General features: G+C 72.8%; 23 protein-coding genes, 1 pseudogene and 1 riboswitch. Of the genes and pseudogenes, 9 read left to right on the forward strand and 15 right to left on the reverse strand.

Translation table 11 applies throughout. The features are described 5' to 3' along the window. Positions 1–51 precede the first annotated feature (51 nt). The 3 genes from WQO_RS31865 to WQO_RS31875 all read left to right on the forward strand — a co-directional run bounded on the left by WQO_RS31865 (position 52) and on the right by WQO_RS31875 (position 4,128). Positions 52–2,271, forward strand: a complete 2,220-nt coding sequence (locus WQO_RS31865) for a phosphoinositide-specific phospholipase C-related protein (RefSeq protein WP_010058994.1) — start codon at positions 52–54, stop codon at positions 2,269–2,271. A 160-nt stretch (positions 2,272–2,431) separates the two neighbouring features. Then, positions 2,432–3,412, forward strand: a complete 981-nt coding sequence (locus WQO_RS31870) for a metallophosphoesterase family protein (RefSeq protein WP_010058996.1) — start codon at positions 2,432–2,434, stop codon at positions 3,410–3,412. Continuing rightward, positions 3,409–4,128, forward strand: coding sequence for a 4'-phosphopantetheinyl transferase family protein (locus tag WQO_RS31875; protein WP_010058997.1), 720 nt, complete (start codon positions 3,409–3,411; stop codon positions 4,126–4,128). The genes WQO_RS31870 and WQO_RS31875 overlap by 4 nt, the downstream gene beginning before the upstream one ends. A gap of 65 nt (positions 4,129–4,193) precedes the next feature. Here WQO_RS31875 and WQO_RS31880 read toward each other — a convergent pair whose 3' ends face one another. Continuing rightward, positions 4,194–4,784 (reverse strand): histidine phosphatase family protein, encoded by a 591-nt coding sequence (locus WQO_RS31880; RefSeq protein WP_029182137.1) that lies wholly within the window; start codon positions 4,782–4,784, stop codon positions 4,194–4,196. A gap of 126 nt (positions 4,785–4,910) precedes the next feature. After that, a riboswitch (adenosylcobalamin (AdoCbl) riboswitch) is annotated at positions 4,911–5,004 on the forward strand. Between the two features lie 45 nt (positions 5,005–5,049). Here WQO_RS31880 and WQO_RS31885 point away from each other — a divergent pair. The 4 genes from WQO_RS31885 (at position 5,050) to WQO_RS31900 (ending at position 7,842) form a co-directional block, all read left to right on the forward strand. Beyond that, positions 5,050–5,265, forward strand: coding sequence for a CbtB domain-containing protein (locus WQO_RS31885; RefSeq protein WP_010058999.1), 216 nt, complete (start codon positions 5,050–5,052; stop codon positions 5,263–5,265). Between the two features lie 96 nt (positions 5,266–5,361). Next, the gene (locus WQO_RS31890) at positions 5,362–6,117 is read left to right on the forward strand and encodes a CbtA family protein (protein WP_029182138.1); all 756 of its coding nucleotides are present in this window, start codon (positions 5,362–5,364) and stop codon (positions 6,115–6,117) included. A gap of 223 nt (positions 6,118–6,340) precedes the next feature. Beyond that, on the forward strand, positions 6,341–7,102 hold the full coding sequence (locus WQO_RS31895; RefSeq protein WP_010059001.1) for an SDR family oxidoreductase: 762 nt from the start codon (positions 6,341–6,343) through the stop codon (positions 7,100–7,102). A gap of 32 nt (positions 7,103–7,134) precedes the next feature. Continuing rightward, positions 7,135–7,842 (forward strand): TetR/AcrR family transcriptional regulator, encoded by a 708-nt coding sequence (locus tag WQO_RS31900; RefSeq protein ID WP_029182139.1) that lies wholly within the window; start codon positions 7,135–7,137, stop codon positions 7,840–7,842. Between the two features lie 53 nt (positions 7,843–7,895). On the opposite strand, the gene WQO_RS31905 is transcribed toward WQO_RS31900, so the two are convergent. Together WQO_RS31905 and WQO_RS31910 are read right to left on the reverse strand one after the other, a co-directional pair. Then, on the reverse strand, positions 7,896–8,561 hold the full coding sequence (locus WQO_RS31905) for a hypothetical protein (protein WP_058954171.1): 666 nt from the start codon (positions 8,559–8,561) through the stop codon (positions 7,896–7,898). Positions 8,562–8,673: 112 nt separating this feature from the next. Further along, positions 8,674–9,039 (reverse strand): tetratricopeptide repeat protein, encoded by a 366-nt coding sequence (locus tag WQO_RS31910; RefSeq protein ID WP_010059008.1) that lies wholly within the window; start codon positions 9,037–9,039, stop codon positions 8,674–8,676. 146 nt (positions 9,040–9,185) lie between these two features. Between WQO_RS31910 and WQO_RS31915 the strand changes: the two genes are divergently transcribed. Beyond that, complete coding sequence (locus WQO_RS31915) at positions 9,186–10,151, forward strand: pirin family protein (protein ID WP_010059009.1); 966 nt, start codon at positions 9,186–9,188, stop codon at positions 10,149–10,151. A 145-nt stretch (positions 10,152–10,296) separates the two neighbouring features. Here the strand turns inward: WQO_RS31915 and WQO_RS31920 are convergent, their stop codons facing one another. The 12 genes and pseudogenes from WQO_RS31920 to WQO_RS37300 all read right to left on the reverse strand — a co-directional run bounded on the left by WQO_RS31920 (position 10,297) and on the right by WQO_RS37300 (position 21,274). Then, positions 10,297–10,866, reverse strand: coding sequence for a DNA mismatch repair protein MutT (locus tag WQO_RS31920; protein ID WP_010059010.1), 570 nt, complete (start codon positions 10,864–10,866; stop codon positions 10,297–10,299). Then, positions 10,805–11,557: pseudogene (locus tag WQO_RS37020) on the reverse strand (YybH family protein); the annotation flags it as partial. The gene WQO_RS31920 and the pseudogene WQO_RS37020, both read right to left, overlap by 62 nt. A 15-nt stretch (positions 11,558–11,572) precedes the next feature. Then, the gene (locus tag WQO_RS31925; RefSeq protein WP_050992282.1) at positions 11,573–12,013 is read right to left on the reverse strand and encodes a YybH family protein; all 441 of its coding nucleotides are present in this window, start codon (positions 12,011–12,013) and stop codon (positions 11,573–11,575) included. A 272-nt stretch (positions 12,014–12,285) separates the two neighbouring features. Beyond that, positions 12,286–13,329, reverse strand: a complete 1,044-nt coding sequence (locus WQO_RS31930; protein ID WP_010059011.1) for an amidohydrolase family protein — start codon at positions 13,327–13,329, stop codon at positions 12,286–12,288. A gap of 109 nt (positions 13,330–13,438) precedes the next feature. Then, the gene (locus WQO_RS31935; protein WP_010059012.1) at positions 13,439–13,966 is read right to left on the reverse strand and encodes a GbsR/MarR family transcriptional regulator; all 528 of its coding nucleotides are present in this window, start codon (positions 13,964–13,966) and stop codon (positions 13,439–13,441) included. Positions 13,967–13,980: 14 nt separating this feature from the next. Then, a complete protein-coding gene (locus tag WQO_RS31940) occupies positions 13,981–14,820 on the reverse strand; it encodes an alpha/beta fold hydrolase (protein WP_010059013.1) in 840 nt (279 codons plus the stop codon). Beyond that, on the reverse strand, positions 14,817–14,948 hold the full coding sequence (locus WQO_RS37185) for a hypothetical protein (protein WP_257721869.1): 132 nt from the start codon (positions 14,946–14,948) through the stop codon (positions 14,817–14,819). The genes WQO_RS31940 and WQO_RS37185 overlap by 4 nt, the downstream gene beginning before the upstream one ends. Positions 14,949–15,038: 90 nt before the next feature. Beyond that, positions 15,039–15,932: an enoyl-CoA hydratase/isomerase family protein gene (locus WQO_RS31945; protein ID WP_010059014.1), complete on the reverse strand. Its 894-nt coding sequence runs from the start codon at positions 15,930–15,932 to the stop codon at positions 15,039–15,041. Then, a complete protein-coding gene (locus WQO_RS31950; RefSeq protein ID WP_010059016.1) occupies positions 15,929–17,596 on the reverse strand; it encodes an ATP-dependent acyl-CoA ligase in 1,668 nt (555 codons plus the stop codon). Before WQO_RS31950 ends, WQO_RS31945 begins: the two co-directional genes overlap by 4 nt. Further along, positions 17,593–19,302 (reverse strand): CocE/NonD family hydrolase, encoded by a 1,710-nt coding sequence (locus WQO_RS31955; RefSeq protein WP_010059019.1) that lies wholly within the window; start codon positions 19,300–19,302, stop codon positions 17,593–17,595. The genes WQO_RS31950 and WQO_RS31955 overlap by 4 nt, the downstream gene beginning before the upstream one ends. After that, positions 19,302–20,117 (reverse strand): SDR family oxidoreductase, encoded by an 816-nt coding sequence (locus tag WQO_RS31960; protein WP_010059020.1) that lies wholly within the window; start codon positions 20,115–20,117, stop codon positions 19,302–19,304. Before WQO_RS31960 ends, WQO_RS31955 begins: the two co-directional genes overlap by 1 nt. Continuing rightward, positions 20,114–21,274 carry an SDR family NAD(P)-dependent oxidoreductase gene (locus WQO_RS37300; protein WP_335339665.1) on the reverse strand — a complete coding sequence of 387 codons (1,161 nt, stop codon included), beginning with the start codon at positions 21,272–21,274 and terminating at the stop codon, positions 20,114–20,116. Before WQO_RS37300 ends, WQO_RS31960 begins: the two co-directional genes overlap by 4 nt. On the opposite strand from WQO_RS37300, the gene WQO_RS37305 reads away from it, so the two are divergent. Next, positions 21,265–21,657, forward strand: a complete 393-nt coding sequence (locus tag WQO_RS37305; protein ID WP_335339666.1) for a hypothetical protein — start codon at positions 21,265–21,267, stop codon at positions 21,655–21,657. The genes WQO_RS37300 and WQO_RS37305 overlap by 10 nt on opposite strands. The last annotated feature ends 4 nt before the right edge of the window (positions 21,658–21,661 follow it).

Genomic DNA, 21,661 nt, shown 5'->3' on the forward strand with positions numbered 1-21,661 from the left:
TGATTCTCATCATTCATGCATAAAAGCTGATATTCCGCATAGGCTGGGTGGGTGAGCGCCGAACCGATCGCGAACCCGCTCGGGCCCGTCCGGGGCCCTACGCCCCCGCGCCGGTCCGGCCGCCTCGTGCCGGTGCTCGCCTTCCTCCTCGCCGTCCTGTGCGTGAGTACCGTCGCGCTGACCGCGACCGTCCGCTCCACGGTCGCCTCACCCGGCTTCTACCAGGCGGTGCTGGACGAGGAGTCGGCTTACGACCGCCTCTACGGCGAGGTGCTCGTCGACCCGGAGATCTCGCCCGTCACCCGCGATCTGCTCGCCCAGCTGCCCGTGCCCGAGGCGCTGGTGACGTCGAACATCAAGGTCGTGCTGCCGCCCGCCACGGTCCGGGCGCTGACCGACCAGCAGATCGAGGCGGTGACCGGCTATCTGCGCGGCGACCGCGACGAGCTCCGGCTGACCGTCGACCTGGCCCCGGTGCTGGAGAACCTCGCCGATCTCGCACGCGTCTACTTCGGCGACCTGGTGGCCAATGTCCAGGGCCGGGACCAGCCGGACTTCGAACGGTTCTCCGCCGACCTGGCCGTGGGGCTCGACGACCTCAGGGAGGGCCGGGCTCCCGAGCTGCCCAGGCTGCCGCTCACCGAGGACCAGGCCGACCGCGCCGCCGACGCCCTCCTCACCGCCGTACCGGAGCAGCAGCGGACGGCGCTGCGCCCCGAGATCGAGGTGGCGCTGGGTGAGGGGGACGTGTCGACCGCGATCGCCGCCACCGCCGCCGCCGCGCTCTCCGACGGCTCCCGCAGCGCGGCCGCGGACCTCCGGACCACCCTCCAGGACGGTACGTGGGACCTCACCGGCACCCTGACCGCCGCCGGGGCGGACCTCACCGCCCTGGAAGAGGCCCGTGACACCATCAGGCTCCTGACCCTGCTCCAGGTCCTCGCCCTCACCCTCGCGCTCGCCGCCCTCGTGACCCTCTGGTTCACCGGCCCCGCCACCCCGGCCCGCAGGCTGATGCGGCTGGGTCAGGCGCTCGCCTGCGCGGGCGTTCTGACCGGCGCGGCCGTGCTCCTCGCCCGGCTGATCACCGGCGGGCGCCTGTTCACCCCACCCTCCTCGTGGGCCCCGAGCGTCAGCTCACTCGTCGACGACCTCCAGCGCAACGCCGTGAACCAGGCGGTGACCACCGGTCTCGGCGCCGCGCTCGCGGCCCTCGTCGGCGGCGTACTCCTCACGGGTGCGGGCTGGGTGCTGCTGGTGCGCCCCGACCGGATGCCGACGCCGACCCCGACGGCCGTGCGGACGACGGCGGCGGGCGTGGCCTGTGCCGCACTGGCCGGCGTCCTGGTCGTGCCACCCGTGTTCGGCCCGTCCGCACCCCGCCAGTGCCTGGGCAGCGGCCGCCTGTGCGACCTGCGCTACGACGAGGCCGCCTACCTCACCTCGCACAACGCCATGTCCACCACCGCCGACCGGTTCATCGGCCCGCTGCAGGACCCCGACATCACCACCCAGCTCAACACGGGGGTCCGGGCCCTCCAGCTCGACACGTACCGCTGGGAGAGCCCCCAGGACATCGCCGCCCGGCTCGACTCCCCCGAATTCACCCCCGAGCAGCGCCGCCTGATCACCGGTGCCATCGACAAGGCCAACCCGCCGCGCGAGGGCCTGTGGCTCTGCCACGGCGTCTGCCGCGCCGGGGCCATCGAACTGGTCCCGGCCCTGGAGGACATCGGCGACTGGCTACGCGCCCACCCCACCGAGATCGTGACGCTCATCGTCCAGGACGACATCAGCCCCGAGGACACCGAGAAGGCGTTCCACGCGGCCGGCCTGGACGACCTCCTGCACACCCCCGACGCGGACCCGGACGCCCCGTGGCCCACTCTGGGGGAGATGATCGACAGCGGCCGCAGGCTGGTGGTGTTCGCCGAGAAGGCCGACGGCCCGGCCCCCTGGTACCGCAACTTCTACCGGTACGGCATGGAGACCCCGTTCGCCTTCCGGAGCCCCTCGGAGATGACCTGCGCCCCCTACCGGGGCGGCACGGGCAAGCAGCTCTTCCTGCTCAACCACTTCATCACGAACGCCGGTGGCAGCCGCCTGGACGCCGGCCGTGTCAACGCCCGCGACTGGGTCCTGGAGCGGACCCGGGCCTGTGAGGCGGAGCGCGGCAGCCCGGTCACCTTCATCGCCGTCGACTACACGACGATCGGCGACGCGCTCGGAGCGGTGAACGAACTGAACTCCCGCCGCACACAGGACGACTGACGGCGCGGCGCCCGTACGACAGAACTCCCGGCAGCCGACGCGGCCGCGTCCGAAACCCCCGGGAGATCCTGGAGGGGAGCGTGAGAGGCTACGTTCCCAGGGGCTCCCCACCGTGCGGACGGAGCCGGACGACCGCCGACAGATCAGGAACCCAGCGCCCATGACTCCTCCGAGCGACCCGGCACCGCACGGTGCACCCGCCGCCGCACCGGCCCCCGGCGACCCATCCCCGCAGCCGGGCCGGGGCCGTCTGCTGGCCGTGAGCGACCTGCACGCGGCGGTGAGCGACAACCGGCCGATCGTCGAGTCCCTGCAGCCGACGTCCGACGCGGACTGGCTGATCGTCGCGGGCGATGTGGCGGAGCGGCCCGAGGACATCCGATGGGCGCTCGGGCTCCTCGCGGAACGCTTCGCCCAGGTGATCTGGACCCCCGGCAACCACGAGCTGTGGACCGTGTCCAAGGATCCGGTCCAACTGCGCGGGCAGGCCCGCTACGACCATCTCGTCGAGCTGTGCCGGGAGCTCGGAGTGACGACTCCGGAGGACCCCTTCCCGCTCTGGCCGGGCCCCGAAGGGCCGGTGGCGATCGCGCCGCTCTTCCTCCTGTACGACTACACCTTCCGCGCCCCGGGAACGCACACGAAGGAGGAGTCGCTCGCCGTGGCGCACCAGAGCGGCATCGTCTGCAACGACGAGTACCTCCTGCACCCCGACCCCTATCCGACCCGGGAGGACTGGTGCCGCGCCCGGGTCGCCGAGACGGGCCGCCGGCTCGCGGAGCACGACCCGCAGATACCCCTCGTCCTCGCCGGACACTGGCCGCTCGTCCGGGAACCCACGTCGGTGATGTGGTACCCGGAGTTCGCCCAGTGGTGCGGCACCGAACTGACCGCCGACTGGCACCGCCGCTTCAACGTCGCCGCAGTCGTCTACGGCCACCTCCACATCCCCCGTACGACCTGGTACGACGGAGTGCGCTTCGAGGAGGTCTCCATCGGCTACCCCCGGGAATGGCGCGAGCGGGGCCACCCGCGCGGCCTGCTGCGGCAGATCCTCCCGTACGAGGGTGAGCCCGCCCCACCGGAACGGACCGGGGCCGGACCGTCCGCACATCCGCGCACCCCCGGAGGCACCTCGTGATCGAGCTGCTGCTGCCCGCCGACGTCTCCTCGGCGTCCACCCGCGCGGAGACCGTCCCTGACGGAGCCCTCTTCCCCGAGGAGGAGGCGCTGATGGCCAAGAGCGTGGCCAAACGCAGGAACGATTTCGCGACGGCCCGCGCCTGTGCCCGGCGCGCCATGGCCGGACTCGGCCTGCCGCCCGCGGCCGTACTCCACGGTCACCGGGGGAGACCTCTGTGGCCCGAGGGAATCGTCGGCACGCTCACCCACTGCGTCGGCTACCGGGCAGCCGCGCTGGCCCGTGCGACGGACGTGCTGTCGCTGGGCATCGACGCCGAGCCGCATGCCCCGCTCCCCACCGGGGTGCGGGAGTTGGTGGCCCTGCCCGCCGAGCGCGAGCGGATCGGTCCGCCCGCGCCGGAGGGGACGGGCGAGATCCACTGGGACCGCATCCTGTTCAGCGCCAAGGAGAGCGTCTTCAAGACCTGGTATCCGGTCACCGGTGTCGAACTCGACTTCGACCAGGCCGATCTGACGTTCCATCGCACCGACGGTCCGGGGAGCGACCATGGGTCTCAGGGCCCCACCGCCGCCGAGGGCACCTTCGCCGCCCGTCTGCTGCTCACCGATCCGGCCCTGCCCACGACGCTGCACGGGCGTTGGCGGGTCGAGGGCGACATCGTCGCCACGGCGGTGCTGGTCCGGCCCGACTGGCGGGAGAGCAAAGGAATGTGACGGCCGGTCGGCCGTGAGGAGCGGTGGGCTGTGGTGGCCGGCCGGTGAGCGCCGGGCCGTGCCGGTCAGCCGGCCGGGGGAGCGGTGAGCGGGCGCCCGAGCCCCACGTTCCACCGGCCGGAGCGCCCGCTGAGTTCGGTCAGCATCAGCGGGGCGACGTCCAGCCGCCAGAACGCCTCCGCCGGCAGGCGCAGGCCGTGGACGACCGCCGCCCGGACGACGGCGGCCTCGGCCACCACCAGGAAACGAGCGCCGGGTGCGTCCGGCCCCCCGAGGGAGTCCAGCCACGCCCCGGTCCTGGTCACCAGGTCGCACAGCGACTCGCCGCCGTGCGGAGCCGCCGACGGGTCGCCGAGCCAGGCCGCCACCCCCGCGGGTTCGGCGGCGGCCACCTCGTCGAGGCGGCGGCCGGCCCAGTCCGCCAGGTCCCAGCCCCCCAGGGCCGGTTCGGTCCGGGCCGTCAGGCCGAGGGCCTCAGCGGTTTCGCGGCACTGGCCGGAGGGGCCGCTGAGTACCAGCCCGGCCGTCGGCACCGTACCGGCGGCGGCCCGCGCACTCTCCCGGCCGGACCGGTCCAGGGGGGAGTCGCCGTCGAAGCGCGCCTCCCGCAGCGCCGCGTTCATCGCCGGTGAGATCAACATCACCCGTACTGTCATGTCCCTGCTTTCAATCCGGCACCAGTGGCCCCGCAGCCCTGTCGCCCCAAGGAATTCGGCCCCCGTGACGCTGCACATTTGACCATGGCGGCGCCTGCGTACAGGCGGTATGGTCTCGTCGACCATGACGAGGGTGGGACGGAAGTCCGGTGAGAATCCGGCACGGTCGCGCCACTGTGAACCCGCCTTCGGGCGGGAAGTCAGACCCGGCACCTTCGTCTGAGGCACCACAACAGGGACGCGTGTTCCCACAGGAGGTTCTGCCATGGCACAGTCCGCCGTTTCCGCTACGGGGACATCCGAGATCACTCCGATCTCGGCGAAAGCCATTGCCCCCTGGGCGGTCTTCTTCGGCATTCTCATGCTCGTCCTGCTGTACTTCGTCGGCGCCGAACAGGGCGCCACCGCACTCATCTCGGGCGAAGGCGTCCACGAGTGGGTTCACGACGGCCGCCACCTGCTCGGCTTCCCCTGCCACTGAGACATCTGAGGAACCAGGCCCCGCCGGAGAGAACATCCGCCGGGGAATCAGCGGACGCGCCCGGCAGCGGCAAGCAAGAGAAATCAGGAAACCATCGTGAACCCCATATCTGTCAGAGCCCTGCTCGTGCGCGGCATGCTCGCGGGCCTGATCGCGGGCGCGCTCGCGCTCGTCGTGGCCTATTTCCTCGGCGAGTCCCAGGTGGACGCGGCCATCGCCCTCGAAGAGGCCCACAGTCATGACCACGGCGGCGGCGAGGAGTTGGTCAGCCGCACCATGCAGGCCACCGGGGGACTCGCCACCGGCGTCCTGGTCTTCGGCGTCGCGGTGGGCGGAATCGCTGCCCTCGTCTTCTGTTACGCCCTGGGCCGCATCGGCAACTTCGGCCCCCGGGCCACGGCGGCGCTGATCGCGGGCGCCGCCCTGCTCACGGTCTACGTCGTACCGTTCCTCAAGTACCCGGCGAACCCGCCCGCCGTCGGCAACCCCGACACCATCGGCAAGCGCACCACCCTGTTCTTCCTGATGGTCGCCCTCAGTGTGCTGCTGGCCGTCGCCGCCGTCATCATCGGCAAGCGGCTCGCACCCCGCCTGGGCAACTGGAACGCGAGCATCGCGGTCGTCGCGGGCTTCGTCCTGCTGATCGGTCTCGCCTACGCCTTCCTGCCCTCCTTCGACGAGGTGGGCAAGGACTTCCCGGCGACCCTGCTGTGGGAGTTCCGACTCTCGACGCTGGCGGTCCAGGCGACGCTGTGGAGCACCTTCGGCATCGTCTTCGGCTTTCTCACCGAGCGGCTTCTGACGCCCGCCCCCCGTGCGGCGGCGCCGCGTACCGCGAGTGCGGTGGGCTGAGCCCGCGCGTGCCGACGCGCGCACGTAGTGACTGATGTACACCACAGAACCCGCCGGGGAGCATCCGGCGGGTTCTGTGGTGTGCGGGCGGGCGCGGAGGCGGGTAGCGATGTTCAGTAGCATCGCTACGATCGAGGGGTAGCGTTGATAACGCGATGGTGTTAGCGTTGATCTCATCGGGTTTCACGGAACGGCCGCGACCCCAGTCGCCAGGAGCAATGCCATGACCGATCAGTCCGCAACCGCATCGACATCCGCCCCTCGCCGGGTGGCCGTGGTCACCGGAGGGTCCCGGGGCATCGGCCGCGAGAGCGCCGAACGGCTCGCCGCCGACGGCTTCGCGGTCGTCGTGAACTACGCGGGCAACCAGACCGAGGCCGAAGCCGCCGTCGCCGCGATCGCCGCCGCGGGTGGCGAGGCCATCGCCCGGCAGGCGGACGTGGCCGACGAGGTGGCGGTCGCCGCTCTCTTCGATGCCGCCGAGGATGCGTTCGGCGGGATCGACGTGGTGGTGCACGCGGCGGGGGTCATGGCACTCGCCCCGCTGGCCGAGCTCGAACTCGATACTCTCGACCGGATGCTCCGCACCAACATCCGGGGCACGTTCGTCGTCGACCAGCAGGCGGCGCGGCGGCTGCGCGCGGGCGGGGCCATCATCAACTTCTCCAGCTCGGTGCTGTCGCTGGCCCTGCCCGGCTACACCGCGTACGCCGCGACCAAGGGCGCCGTCGAGGCCATGACCCTGATCCTCGCCCGGGAGCTGCGCGGCCGGGACATCACGGTCAACGCCGTGGCTCCGGGGCCGACCGCCACCGCCCTCTTCCTGGACGGCAAGGACGAGGAGACCGTCGCACGGATGGCCGCCCAGCCGCCGCTGGAACGGCTGGGGACCCCGCAGGACATAGCCGAGGTGGTCTCCTTCCTCGCCGGCCCGGCCCGCTGGGTCAACGGGCAGGTGCTGCGGGCCAACGGCGGCATCGTCTGAGGGCCGCCGTGCCGCTTGATAGCGTCCCTCCGGTGAGCACGAGTACCCGGACACGCATCCTGGAAGTGGCCGCCACCCTGGTCAGGGAATCGCCCGACGGCGACATCTCCACGCGCGCCGTGTGCGAGGCCGCGAAGGTGGGCGCCCCGGCTCTCTACCGGCACTTCGGCGACAAGGAAGGACTGCTGTCGGCCGTCGTCGACCACGGCTTCGAGAAGTACCTGGCGACGAAGTGGGAGCGCGGTGAGACGACGGACGCCGTCGAGGACCTGCGGCGGGGGTGGGACAGCCACGTCGCCTTCGCCCTCGACAACCGCAACCTCTACCGGCTGATGAACTCGCCGGCGATGCGCACGCCGCCAGCCGCGGCGCTGGAGTCCCACCGGATCCTGACGGGGGACCTCGAACGGGCCGCCGCCCAGGGCCGGATACGCGTCGCCCCCGAGCTGGCCGCCCAGATGATCATGTCGGCCAACGTGGGCGTGGCGCTGATGCTGGTGTCCCGCCCGGCGACGTTCGACGACATCGAGGTCTCCCGCCGGGTGCGGGACGCGCTGTACGCGACGGTGCTCACGCCGGAACCACCGCGGGAACAGTCGTCGAGCGCACCCGCGGACGCCGAAGTCCCCACGGCGGCGGCCCGGTTGAGCGCCCTCCTGCGGAAGGAGCACGGGGCGGGGCTGAGCACCGCCGAGGCGGCGCTGATGAAGGAGTGGCTCGACCGGGTGGCGAACGCCTGATCCGGAGCGCCGAGAAACCTGCGAAGGGCATCGAGGCGTCAGGCGCCCTGGCGTCAGGGGGCGGGGGAGGAGGCGTCGTGGTTGCGTAAGCCGCCCTCGATGCGGCGGGCCGCGTTCCCGACGATCTGTTCGAGGTCCTTCCGTACCTCGCGTTCCGTGCTGCCGTGCGGTGCGTACGCGGACACCGCGAGCACCAGGTCACCGTTCCACAGGAGGAGGGTGCGGCCGGGGCGGCCCCGGTCGTCGGACGGTAGCGCGTAGGCGGTGTCGTGCACCTTCTGGGGACCGCGCCCGTGAGCGCGGTCGAGATCCTCCTTGACGCGGTAGGCGTGGCGGGCGGGCTCGGAGTCCTCGTACACCGATGCCGTGGCGCTGAGCTTCCAGAACGCGCCGTCCGGGCCCTTGAGATCCGCGAGGCAGCCGGTCCGCCGGTAGAGCGGCCGGCCGCCGCTCTCGCCGATGTCCTCCCGGGCTTCGGGGGAGGCGGAGTCGGTGGTGCTGCCGAGGGTGAAGCCTTCCGCGGGCGGTGCGCCCGTGAGCAGGCCGCACGGCTCGGCGGTCCAGCTGTGGACACCCGGCGGGCGAACGCGCAGCTCGGCTGCCTCCCCCTTCGTCCCGCCGCCGTCACCGCCGGAGCAGCCTGCCGAGACCACCACCGCAAGCCCGATGAGCGCGCCCGACCGCGCCCGGCGTAACGCGGCGCTCCCTGATCCCTTCATCCCCCACCCCTTCGTCCTGGAAATCCCATTGTCCGATGCCCGTACCGGCGGGTAAAGGAGACCGGGCCCGCACCGAAGGGTGCGGGCCCGGCAGGTGGCGCGGGGCGGCGGCTCAGGAGCGTTCGGCTCCGGGTCCGAAATCGCCGGTGAGGGCCGCGGCCGTCCGCAGGTGCGGCGCGGCGTCGGCGCTGCGCCCTTGGCGCTCCAGCGTCCGGCCCAGCATGAGGTGCGCGTACGTCTCCACCGGGTCCAGCTCCAGGATTCGCCGCAGCTCCTCCTCCGCCTTTCCCAGCCTGGCGGAGTGGTAGTAGGAGCGGGCCAGCAGCAGCCGCGGCGCGACCTGCTCCGGCACCTCCTCGACGAGTCCGCCCAGGATCCGCGCGGCCGTCAGGTACTCCTTCGCCTCGAAGAACATCTGCGCCCGGTCCCACCGGTCGGCGGCGGTGCCGAACTCGTAGTAGGTCTCGGTCTCGCTCACGTGTCCTCCTTCGTGTGGTGCGGCCCTCTCCGGACCGCCCCGCCGTACGTTCAGCCATGACAACAGCGCACACTGGTTGAACATTCCACTAAAATTCTGGCGTGGGACCCGGTGCTCCACGCCGCTACGGGAATAGGTTGAGCGCCATGAGCAATCTCGATCGCCAGGCCACGCCCTCCGTCTGTGGCGGGCGGGGTTTCGTCGTCGCCGAGCCCGTCCGTGAACTGCTGGCTCCCCGCCGCGTCCAGCTGGGCGAGTCCACCGAGGTCCGCCGTCTGCTGCCCAACCTCGGCCGACGGATGGTGGGCGCATGGGCCTTCGTGGACCACTACGGCCCCGACGACATCGCCGACGAGCCGGGCATGCAGGTCCCGCCGCATCCGCACATGGGCCTCCAGACCGTCAGCTGGCTCCACGACGGGGAGGTGCTCCACCGGGACAGCCTGGGCAGTCTGCAGACGGTACGCCCCCGCGAACTGGGCCTGATGACCTCGGGCCGCGCCATCAGCCATTCCGAGGAGAGCCCGAAGGAACACGCCCGGCTTCTGCACGGAGCGCAGCTCTGGGTGGCCCTTCCGGACGCGCACCGCCACGTCGAGCCGCACTTCCAGCACCATGTGGACCTGCCCGTCGTCACCGCCCCCGGCCTGTCCGCCACCGTCATCCTCGGCGAACTGGACGGGGCGGCCTCGCCCGGTACGGCGTACACACCGATCGTCGGCGCCGACCTCTCCCTGACCACAGGCGCCGAAACCCGCCTGCCCCTGGACCCCGACTTCGAGTACGCGGTCCTGTCCATGTCGGGGGAGGCCGAGGTCGACGGCGTACCCGTGCTGCCCGGCTCGATGCTCTACCTCGGTTGCGGCCGCACCGAACTGCTGCTGCGCGCCGTCTCCGACGCCGGTTTGATGCTCCTGGGCGGCGAGCCGTTCGAGGAGGAGCTCGTGATGTTCTGGAACTTCATCGGCCGTTCTCACGAGGAGATCGTCCAGGCACGAAAGGACTGGGAGGAGGGCTCGCGGTTCGGCGAGGTGCACGGCTACGACGGCGATCGCCTGCCCGCCCCGGAACTGCCCACGACCGTGCTGAAACCGCGCGGACGAGTGCGTTGACTTGGGAAAACCTAAGAACGGGCTAGTCGTGCTTCCGCTGGCGGCCGCTACGCCGGCTGCCCGAACACGGCGCCGCCGAGTGCTTGGCGCAGCTCGGCGGCCGGCGTGCTCTTCCCGCCTTCGAAGGGGCCGTTCAGTCAGCAGATCACGGGGCCTCCCGCACACTCGCAGCGGCGGGGGCGGGTGCGTGCGCCAGGGCGGTGAGCTGTGAGCGGGCGCCCCGGCCGGGCCAGTCGAAAACCAGGCGGCAGGCCGGGGTGTCGACCAGGTCGCCCGGTGGCAACTGGTCGTCGGGAGTGCCGGCCGGGTGGATGCTCAGGGGCGGGTACCAGCTCTCGCGCACCCCCCGGTCCCAGGTACGGACACACGAGGCGAACCGCCCGGCCAGCTCCGGCCCGGCGGTCCCGTAGGCGTGGATGAAGAACTCGGCGCGCCGGTCGGCGGTGTCGGGCCCTTCGGAGACCTGGATGTGGGTCAGGTAGGCGAGGGAGCCGTCGGCGACGATCGCTGCCGCGTCCCGCTGGGCCACGAGCTCGGACTTCTCGGGCACGCTCAGGCGGCAGAACCCGCCAAGGGTCGTTGCGGCGAAGAGCTGTAGCGTCTCGAAATTGAACTGCCCGGCGACGACCAGGCCTGTGCTGAGCTCGTAGCGCTCACCGCGAAGGGCCTCTTCGAGGCCGGTGGTGTCCCCGGCCGTCCCCAGCTCCCACCGCACAGTGACTTCCCCGCCGGCCAAGGAGGTCGTGGGGACGGTACGGGCGGCGCCACCGCGGTCCCGGACGAATCCGCAGTACGTCCAGTGCTCCGCGTGCAGGACATCGCCCCGCCGGACCAGGGTGATCGAGCGGGTGTAACCGCCGACGTCCAGCGGTACGACCAGCCGCCTCGCCTACCTGCGCCACATCACCGGAACCGACCGGACCGACTGGGACAACGCCCAAGCGGCCCTCACGGAACATCCGTTGGGGCACCTCGAAAGCAAGTGAGGGCTTTCGCGGCTGCATCAGGGCAACAGTCCGCGTCGGTGCGTCGCGGTCGGGGCACGAGGAGGCGAGACCGCTGACCCCAACCCGTCCTGTCGATGTCTGCCTCCCGCCGTCGTGGATCATGGCCCACTTGCCGTTCCGCCGCTGGAGCACGCGCGTGCCTCGTGACCAGGACTCCGTGGTCGTGCCGTCAGCTTCCCCAGCGGTCATGTGGTTCAGACCCCAGACAACGGCGATGTCGCCGCGGATCAGCACGCGCATGTCGGGAACATCCCAGGTCAGGGCTACCGGAGCCCAGTCCAGACCCTGTCGGCAGACCCCCCGCACCTGGTCGCGCCCCACGTACTGCAGAGGCGTGTCGTGCTCGTAGGAGACGATGTCGTCCGCGAAGTGCTGCATCATGCCGTCCAGATCTTTCGCCGCGGTTCTGTCGAACTAGTTCTCGTGGACGGCACGGACCTCGGCCTCGGCGCCGGGATCGCTCAGGTCGGGGAAGGAATGGTGCTCGTGCGCGATCACCCAGCGGTCTGCCTCCCTGCGCAGCCCGAGGGTGAGCCGCAGCCGGAGCCCGGGGAGAGCCGTGAGTTCGTCCTCCGTGCCGCATCGCACCAGGGCGTGGGCGAACGCGACGTCCTCACCTGCCGTGACCTCCAACTCCTCGATGTCGAAGGTCGCCCCCTGAGCCAGCCACTCGAAGAAGGCCGGCCAGACCTTGCGGTAGGCATCGGCCCCTCGTACGCCCCGGTAGGGCGGCGGGACGTCGAACATCACGATGTCCTCGGCATGATCCGCAACGACTGTGTCGATCCGGCCCTGGCGCACCGCTTCAGCCCACCCCTCGATGAGCGCTCGGATCTGCTCGGTGTTGTCCCGCATGGTTCCTCAGTCCTCTCGGCTTCCGTCTGCACGCACGCAGTGCCGGTCCGGCATCGGTGTCGAAGCTTCTTTCCCATGAGACGTCGGAGCCGACGGCGTTCGCTCGACATGCGGCAGCCGCAGTGGCGTGGCGGCATTCGAGTGACGTGACGCCGCGTTGCCGGGTCGGCCGGCAGCTTGCGCTGAACCCGCGGACGACATGCAGAGGGCTGCCGCGGCCCTCCCTGCGGATGCGGGGGCATTCCGCCCCCCCCGGACGATCCCCGCGCGGCTCAGCCCCCGTGAGCCCCGGCCGAGCGGGCTACCAGTGCCTCCGCGTTGCCGGAGAGCCAGGCGGTGACGATGTCGTCCGGTAGCGGCAACTCGGCCAGCTCGTCCGCCAGTGGCCCGGTCGGTCCCGGATTGACCCAGGTCGAGGTGCCGAACATGACCCGGTCGCGGGCCAGACCCCGGGCGTGGTGGAGCAGCGGCTCCCAGCCCGAGCCGGGTTTGGCCATGTGCCGGGGGCGGTGCGAGGAGAACTCCAGGTGGACCCCCGGGTGCCGGGCGGCCGTCAGCAGTGTCTCCCGTACGTCGGGCCACCCCGCGTGCCCGGCCACCAGCAACAGCTCGCGGTGGCGTGCCGCCAGCGCCTCGACCGTGCGCCAGCTGCCCAGGCCGGTGGGCCGGCTCCGGGCGAAGTGGTGGCCGGTGTGCAGCCAGACCGGCAACCGGGCGGAGGCCGCCGCGTCCCAGACCGGGGCGAACCGCGGGTCCGCCGGGTCGGTGCCGTCCAGGAAGGGGATCACGCACAGGCCGGACGCCCCCGCCGCCAGCGAACCCTCCACCTCGCGCAGTGCGGCGGCCGGGTCGCGCAGCGAGATCCCGGCCCAGACGTGGATCCGGTCGCGGGCCTCCCGGACGGTCTCCAGCAGCCACGCGTTGACGGTACGGCCGTCCGGCAGCCGCTCCGCCGAGCCCATCGCGAACTCGGCCGTCACGCCCTGCCGCTGCCGGTCCGCAAGATGCGCGGCGAGGTCGAACGGCGGTCGGCCGGGCGGCAGCAGCACGTCCACCGCGTCCTGCCACCGGACGGCCAGCGCCTCGCGGTACGCGGCGTGCGAGGCCCCGAAGTACCGGCAGAACGAGGCGGAGAAGACGTCCAGGTACTCGGGGGCGTTCTCGCCCAGCCGGTTCAGGTAGGCCCGCCAGCCCGCGTCGTCGTACACCAGCGAGCAGGCGTCCATCACGCTCCGCCGTGCCGGGGCCGCGGGGTCCGCCTCGGCGGTCGCCGCCGCTGTTCCGTTGCGCGGCGCCAGGTCGTACGACACGTTCACGATCACTCCGTCGGGGTCGGGAAGTTCGGGAAGTCGGGACTCTGGGGAAAGGGAACCTGGTTCGGCAGCGGGGAGCCGGAGGAACGGGGCGGCGGTCCGGCGGGAAAGATCAGGAGGCGGCGGTGCGGCGGGCCTCCCAGTCGGCCACCAGCGCCTCGGTCTGCTCCACGTACCCGTTGAACAGCTCGGCCAGCGACGCCAACCGGTCCCGCGCCTCGCCACGCGCCACCGGGACGCCCGAGGTGAGCGTCTCGGTGAACTTGCGCATATGGGCGTTGTTCACCAGCAGCAGGTGCTGGAGGTCGCCCACGGCCTCGTAGTCGATCCGCCTGCTGCCGGGGCGGGTGGAGCGCCGCACCAGCGTCCAGGCCTCCAACTGGCGGGCGGCGACGCTCAGTCCGCTCTTCGCCTGGCCGAGTTCGCGGGTCATGGTGTCGAGGTCCACCGGCTTGTTGCGCAGCAGGAGGTAGCCGAAGAGGCGTCCGGTGGCCTGCGGGAGGCCCCACCGCTCCATCAGCGAACCCATCTCGCTGATGAAGGACGCCTCCGCGGCGCTGAACTCCCCGGAACCGGTGGCGGGGAGGGTCCCCGGGCCGGACGTGAGGTCGTCGTCGTGCATGGTCTCGTCGGCAGTCATGGTCTCGTCGGGTCTCAGGCCTTCAGGAAGGCGACGGTCAGCCGGTTGACCTCGTCGGGTCGGTCCAGATTGGCGACGTGTCCGGCACCGGGGATCACATGGAACTCGCTGTGGGGATCGCGTTCGCTCCACCGCTCCATCGCCGAGCGGATGTTACCCGTGCCGTCGTGTTCGCCGCAGATCAGGAGTTCGGGCTTCGCCACGCGGTAGCCGGGCGACGGGTCGATCGCCCGGGTCATGCCGTCCCAGGTGGTGAGGAAGGCGCGCCGTCCGTTGGCCGCGAAGGTCTCCCGCAGATACGTGCGGGCCCCGGCGTCCTCGGCCGACGCCAGAGCCATCGACCGGGTGAGACGGCGGTAGGGGACAAGCCGCATGAGGGCGCGCGAGAGGGCCAGGGCGCGCCGTTCGCGCCGGGTGATGGGCAGGGTGCTGGACGTGGAGCCGATCACCACGAGCGCGGTGACCTCGTCGGGCCGGCGGCGCAGGTACTCCTGGGAGATGTTGCCGCCCATCGACTGGCCCAGCAGCACCAGCGGCCGGGGCATCCCCGCCGCGTCCAGCAGTGCCGCCAGGTCGTCCGCCGCGTAGACCGTACGGAATCTGCCGGTGCCGGAGGCGGACGCGCCGTGGTAGCGCACATCCCAGCGCAACGTGCGGAAGCCGGCCTCCACCAGGGCCGGGATCTGCGGATCGAACATGCGGTGGTCGGCCCCCGCACCATGGGTCAGTGCGATGCCCGGACGGTCCGGCGCACCGGCGGTCCAGTAGTGCAGCCGGGCGCCGGAGACCTCGGCGCTGTGCGCCGTCTCCACCACTCGGGAACCGGCGATGGTGCGGCTCTCGGGGCCGGTCATCGTACGGGCTCCTCGTCGTGGCCGGTGGCGTACGGGGGGAGGGACGGCGAGGCGTACGCGGATGCGGGCAGAGGCGGAGGAGGGGGCGGCGAGGCCGCCGGGCGGGGGTGCCGCAGCGCTTCGATCATCAGAATCAGAATACTCTCTCCGTCGCGGCCGCAAAGGCGGACGGCTTCGCCGGGCCGGCCGACGGCCGTGACGGAGCCGTCCACCGCCCCTCAGTCGCCGGTGAAACGCGGCGGCCGCTTCTCCGCGAACGCGGCCATGCCCTCACGGGCGTCGGCCACCGTGCCATGTGTCTTGAGGTGGTACGCGTCCTGGAGCCGCAGCCCGTACTCGGCCGGCTGACCCCAGCTCCGCTCCCGCAACTCCTTGAACAGGCCCACCGATGCGGTCGGCAGCGCGGCGAACCGGCCTGCCAGCTCCGCCAGTTCGCGGTCGAAATCCTCCGGCGCGCAGAGCTTGTCGAACAGGCCCAGCCGCACCGCCTCGTCCCCCGAGACCATGCGCCCGGTGAGATAGATCTCCGTCGCCCGCGCCGGTCCGGCCAGCCGGGACATCAGCACCACGTTCCCCACGTGGCCGACCCCCGCCAGGCAACTGCCGATCGAGGCCCGGGTGTCCGCCAGCCGGAAGTCGGCGGCGCAGGCGATTTCCGCCCCGGCGCCCGCCGCCGCTCCGGTCAGCCCCGCGATCACCGGCTTCGGCAGGTGCAGGAGCGCCTCGCAGACCCGCAGGTAGTGCGCGTCCGAGGTGATCGGGTCGAAGGGTGTGTCCGTCCGGTCGCCCAGCCGCCATCTCCGTACGCTCTCCACATCGTCGCCCGCGCAGAACGCCCCGCCGCTTCCGGTGATCACGACCGTGCGCACCCGGCGGTCGTCGCCAGCGCACATCAGGCCGAGCAGCAGATGGCGGGAGAGCGTCAGATCGAGGCTGTTGCGTCGGCGCGGCCGGTCCAGCGTCAGTGTGGCGACCCCGTCCGCCAGGGAGGCCCGCAACGGTACGTCGTCCTTGCCGTCCACCCGGTCCGCGAAGTCCGCGAACGACTCGGTCGCCGCCCGCGCCCACTCGGCCGCGAACTCCTGCCCCGCGTCGGGTATGTCCTGGCTCATACGATCCTCTCCCTGCGGACGCGGACCCCGGCGGCCTCGCGGTCCCACGTACCCGCCACCACTCCGTCGGCGCGCAGCGTGTGCTTGGTCGGCTTTCCGGTGGGGGTCTTGGGCAGTTCGGGCAGCACCCGGATGTACCGCGGCAGCATGAAGTGGGCCAGCCGCTCCCGGAGGAACTCCAGCAGCGCCGCCGGACCCACCGGGTCCGCCGGGTCGCGGTCCGCCACCACCAGCAGCACCTCGTCCTCGCCCTCGTCGCCGGGGACCGCGACCGCCGCCGCCTCCAGTACGCCAGGGTGGGCCACGGCCTGGGCCTCCACCTCGAACGACGAGATGTTCTCGCCGCGCCGGCGGATGGCGTCCTTCTTGCGGTCGACGAAGACCAGTCCGCCGTCCGGGGCGCGCCGGAACGCGTCCCCGGTGTGGAACCAGCCGTTGCGCCAGGCGGCGGCCGTTTCGGCGGGACGGCCGAGATAGCCGGTGAGGAAGGACCAGGGGCGATCGGGCCGCAGCACCAGTTCGCCCGCCGCGCCCACCGGAACCTCCCGGTCGTGGTCGTCGACGACGCGGGCGGTGATGCCCGGCCGGGGCTGCCCGCAGTGCATCGGAACGCCCGGGTGCTGGTCCGGCGCGGAGAGCACCGGGCACGCGACCTCGGTCATGTTGAACAGCGCGCGGACCTGGACGCCGAACCGCTTGGAGAACTCCGTCGCGCCTTCGGTGAACGGGATGACGTAGGCCGCGCGCAGCGGATGCCCGGTGTCCTGCGGAAGCGGTGGCTGCTTGAGGAGATAGGTCGCCATCACCCCGAGCAGGGTGCACAGCGTCGTCCCCGTACGGTGGATCAGCGGCCAGAACTCGCTGGTGGTGAAGGCGGGGACGACCGTCACCGATCCGCCGTGCACCAGCATCCCGTACGCGCCGATCGTGCCGCCCGCGTGGAACAGGGGCAGTTGGAGCAGATAGCGGTCGTCCGGACCGGCCATGCCGTGGAAGGCTGCGGTGCAGCTGGAGTACAGGTGCGCGTAGGAGGAGACCACCCCCTTCGACGGGCCGGTCGTACCGGAGGTGTAGATCACCGTCTGCGGGTCCCACGGCTGCGGGGCGGGCACCGGCTCGGTGAACTCCGCCCGGTCCGAACGCAGTCCGGTCTCCACCCGGTAGCGCCCGGCGAGCCGGCCGGCGAGGGCCGCCACCTCCTCCGGCGCGTCCTCGGGCCCGGGCAGCAGCACCACCGTGCGTACCGCCCCGACCCGCTCACCCCCCTCCTCCAGCCGGGCCGCCAGCGTCGGCCGGCAGACCAGCACGCCGGCTCCGCTGTCAGCGATCACCTGGCGCAGGATCGCGCCCCGGTAGGCGATGTTCAGCGGTACCAGGACCGCGCCCGCCAGGTTGACCCCGTACCAGACGCGCAGCGCGTCGGGCCCGTTGGGCAGCCAGCTCAGCACCAGCTGGCCCGGAGCGACGCCCAGGGCCTGGAGGGCGGCGGCCGACTCCTCGGTCTCCCGGAGCGTCCGGGCGTACGTCCGGATGTCGCCGTCCGGCATCAGCGCGTACGGAGCGTCCGGCGTGGCGGCGGTACGGCGGCGCAGCAGCGGGCCCAGGACGCACTGCTCGGCGGTGGGCACGGCGGCGGACGCCGGGTCGAGTATGTCGTCGCTCACGCGGTCCCCCCGGTGCTCGGCGCGGGCAGTACCCGCAGCCGCAGCACGCTCTCGTACGGGCCGCCGTACCAGACGGTCTGCCGCGCCGGCCGGCAGTGTTCCGCCTCGCCCACCGGGCCCGGCACATTCGGATGCCGGTCCAGGTGGGGGAAGTTGCTGCTGGTCACGTGGACGCGCAGCCGGTGCCCGGGAGCGAAGCGCCAGGCGGTGTCCCCGAGCAGCAGATCGGCGTCGTACGGCTCGTGCGGCGGGGCGCCGTCCTCGGTCTCCAGCCGGAGACTCGCCTCGGCCACCAGCAGCGAGCGCCCGTCCGGGTGGACGTCGGTGAGCTTGGCGACGACGGCGGTGGCGGGCGCGTCCGAGCCGAAGCGGAGCCGCAGCCGCTGCCGGCCGACGACGTCCAGCGGTTCGGTGAGCGGCTCCGAGGTGTAGAGGACCACGTCCGGCCTGGCCTCCAGGTGGGCCTGGTTGAGCGGGCCCGCCGCGAGCCGGCCGAGCTGGAGCACCCGCCCGCCGTGCGAAGGCACCGGGTTCTCCGGGTCGTAGGTGAACGCGTCCTGCCTGAAGCCCTCCTGCGGAGGTTCCGGGAGCAGCCTGCCGTCCTCCTCGCCGCCCTCCGGACCCGCCAGGTACCACGGGCTGTCCACGGCCTCGGGCGGCGGCCAGCTCTCGGCACGGTGCCAGGTGTCGTCGCCGAAGAGGAAGTACCGGACGTCACCGCCCCCCGCCGTCCCGCTGTCCTCCGCGGACGGACGCAGATGGCGGTCGAAGAAGTCCAGGTGCAGATCGGCCAGCCGCGCGCCCTGTGCCGAGCCGTACGGTCCCGTGTTCACCTCGCCCTGCACCTGCGGAAGCTGGCCGGAGTGAACCCAGGGACCCACGACCAGCTCGTGCCGTCCGGCCACCGGATCCTGGGCGCGCATCGCCCGGTGGAGCTCGATCGTGCCGTGGGAGAACACGTCGTACCAGCCGCCCACCGAGAAGGTGGGCACACCGACCTCGCCGAGGCGGTAGTCGGCCACCGTCGCCACCCTCCCCGCGAAGATGTCCCGCAGCCGTCCGGGAAACCCCTCGAAGTCGAGGATCGTCGACAACGGCCAGCGCCGCAGCGGTACTTCTGGCGTGGTGAGCAACTGCACGACCTCGGCGACGACCGCCCCGTCCACCGGATCGCCCGCCGCCGCCCGGCGCTGCACCCACTCCAGGGCCGTCAGACCGAGCCAGCTCGTGAGGTGGTCGAGCCGCAGCGAGCCGCCCAGCTGCTCGGCGTCGAAGGGCGCGGAGGTGGACATCGTCGGCGCGATCGCCCGCAGGTGCGGCGGCTTCTCCATCGCGGCCAGCCACTGCACGATCGCCTGGTACGAGGTGCCCGCCATGGCCACGTTCCCGTCGCACCACGGCTGTCCGGCGGTCCACTCGACGGTGTCGTACCCGTCCGGGCCTTCCCGCGACCAGTCCAGCGGGGCCCACTCGCCCTCCGAGCCGAACCGGCCCCGGGTGTCCTGCACGACCGCCGCGTACCCCCGGTCCACGCACTGCGCCGGGGTCAAGGTGGCAAGGCCCAGCGGGGACTTGCCGTACGGCGTGCGGAACAGGACGGCGGGCGAGGGCGGCCCGTCGGCGGGCCGCCACACATCGGCGCGCAGCACCGTTCCGTCGCGCATCTCCACCGGCACGTCGTGCTCGACGAGAGTGGTCCTGCCCATCAGCGGTTCTCCTCAGCAGCCCGTCCGGCGCCCTCGGCGCGGGAGCGGTTCAGATGGCGGGTCATGGCGTCCCCGGCGGCCGCCCGGCTCGCCGAGGGCTCGACGCGGATCAGGGGGCCGACGCTCATCCGGGCCGGCCGGTCCAGCAGCCAGGCGACGGTGTCCGCGATGTCCTCCGCGTCCAGCACCTCCTCCTCGGGGACCCCGAGGTCGGCGGGGCGGGCCGCGAGCCGCGTGGAGACCCAGCCCGGTGCGACGGTGACCGCGCGGATGCCCCGGTCGCGGTTCTCCTCGTGGATCAGCTCGGTGAGCCGGTGCACGGCGTGCTTGCTGACGCCGTAACCGCCGCTGCCCGGCACCACCTCCGAGCCCACGCCCGAGCCGATGTTCACGACCCAGCCGCAACCGCGCTCCCGCATCCCGGGCAGCACCTCGCGGGCCAGCAGGAACGGCACCGTGAGATTCACCCGCAGCTGCCGCTCCCAGTGCCGCTCCTCCGTCTCGTGGACGGCGGCCAGCCGGATCGCGCCCGCGCTGCACACCAGCAGCCCCACCGGCCCCAGCGCGGCGGTGGTCATGGCGACCGCGTCGGCGGGCGCGCCCGGCTCGGCCAGGTCCAGGGTGAGCGGCAGGGCGGTGCCCCCGGCCGCGCGGATCGACTCCGCGACCTCCTTCAGCTCGGCCTCCCGCCGGCCGACCAGCGCCACGGCACTCCCGCGCGCGGCCAGTCGGCGGGCGACGGCGGCTCCGATACCGGAGGACGCCCCGGCGACCAGAGCGACCGGCGGCGCACCCGTCCCTCCTGCGGCGCTCACCGGCCCTCCCCCCGCGCCTTCTCCGAACCCGCCGGTGCCGGCTCCGGATAGCCGGGCCGCAGCGGGGCCACGTCCCCGAGGCCGAAGCCTCCGTCCGCGCGCAGCACCGCACCGGTCACCCGGGCGGCCGCCCCGCTCAGCAGATGGCCGAGGACGGCCGCCACCTCGCGCGGTTCGCCGACCCGCCCGGCCGGAATCCGGCTGATCCAGCCGCGCCGGTGCTCGGGCCCGGCCGCGTCACCCATCGGCGTCTCGATGATGCCGGGAGCCACGCAGTTGGCACGGATGCCGTGGCGGGCCACCGAGACCGCGAGACAGCGGATGTACTGGGCCATCGCCGCCTTGCTCGCCCCGTAGTACTCCAGCCCGGCGACCGGGCTGAGCGTGGAGCTGACCGAGGAGACCCCGACCACCGCGCCGGGCACCTTCTCGTCCCGCCAGCGCGCCGCCAGGTACTCGGTGACCGCGACGAAGCTGTGCAGGTTCACCGTGAACGTCCGGGCGGCGGAGGCGGGGTCGCCGCCGACCGCGCTGAAGCCGAGGTGCCCGGCCGCGTACAGCAGCGAGGTCACCCCGTCGGCCGTCTTCCAGGCGCGTTCACCGAGCGACGCCGCGTCCTCGGGGTCGGAGAGGTCGCAGCGCAGGGTCCATGCCCGGCGGCCCGCCGCCTCGATCTCGGCGGCCACCTCCTCCAGCGCCCCGGTCCGGCGCGCGGCCAGCACCACGTCCGCGCCCCGCCCCGCCAGATGCAGGGCGGCGGCCCTCCCGATACCACTGCTGGCCCCGCCACCAGGACCGTGTGGCCCAGCAGGTCCGGGCCGGTGACCGGTGCCGGGGCCGGCTGCTCCGCCGGGGTGCTGCGCGGCGCGGGGACGGCGGCCGGCGGCCCAGGGGGCAGCGACGGGATCTGGCCGAGACCCGCGCCCCCGTCGACCGGCAGGGTCTCCCCGACCAGGTACGAGCACCCCTCGGAGACCAGGAAGGCCACCGAGGCCGCCACATCCGCCGCCGTGGTCGCCCGGCGCTGCACGAGATAGCGCAGCAGCCCGGCCTCGGCCACGGGCGCGAGGAGATGGCCCAGGCCGGGGGAGTACCCGGTGACCAGGGTGTTGCCGACGACACCGCGCCCGGCGACCTCGGTGACCAGGTGCTGCCACCAGGCCCGGTCGGCGGCGAGCCGGGCGTGCCGCTCGGGGTCGGTCCCGGCGTGCGTCTCGCCCGTCGCGTCGGTCACCAGGACCAGACGGCCCCGGCCCGCCGCCGCCATCGCCAGGGCGGCGGCCCGGACGCGCTCGCGGTCCAGGCCCGGCGAGCGCTCCGCGCCGTACGCCTCCTCGCCCAGCAGCAGCGCGCAGTAGGCGGCGGCGTCGCCCGTACCCGGGGCCCCGGTCGTCTCCGGTGCCAGGCCGAGGGCGGTGAGGGCGCCGGCGAGGGCCTCGGCCGATGTCCCCGGGGCCCCGGCCGCGTCGACGACCACCCGGGTGCCGACCGGCGAGCGCAGCGGGTCTCCCGCCACGGGCCGTGGAGCCGTGTTGTGTAGATGG

This window comes from Streptomyces globisporus C-1027, assembly GCF_000261345.2.
GTDB classification, from domain to species: domain Bacteria; phylum Actinomycetota; class Actinomycetes; order Streptomycetales; family Streptomycetaceae; genus Streptomyces; species Streptomyces pakalii.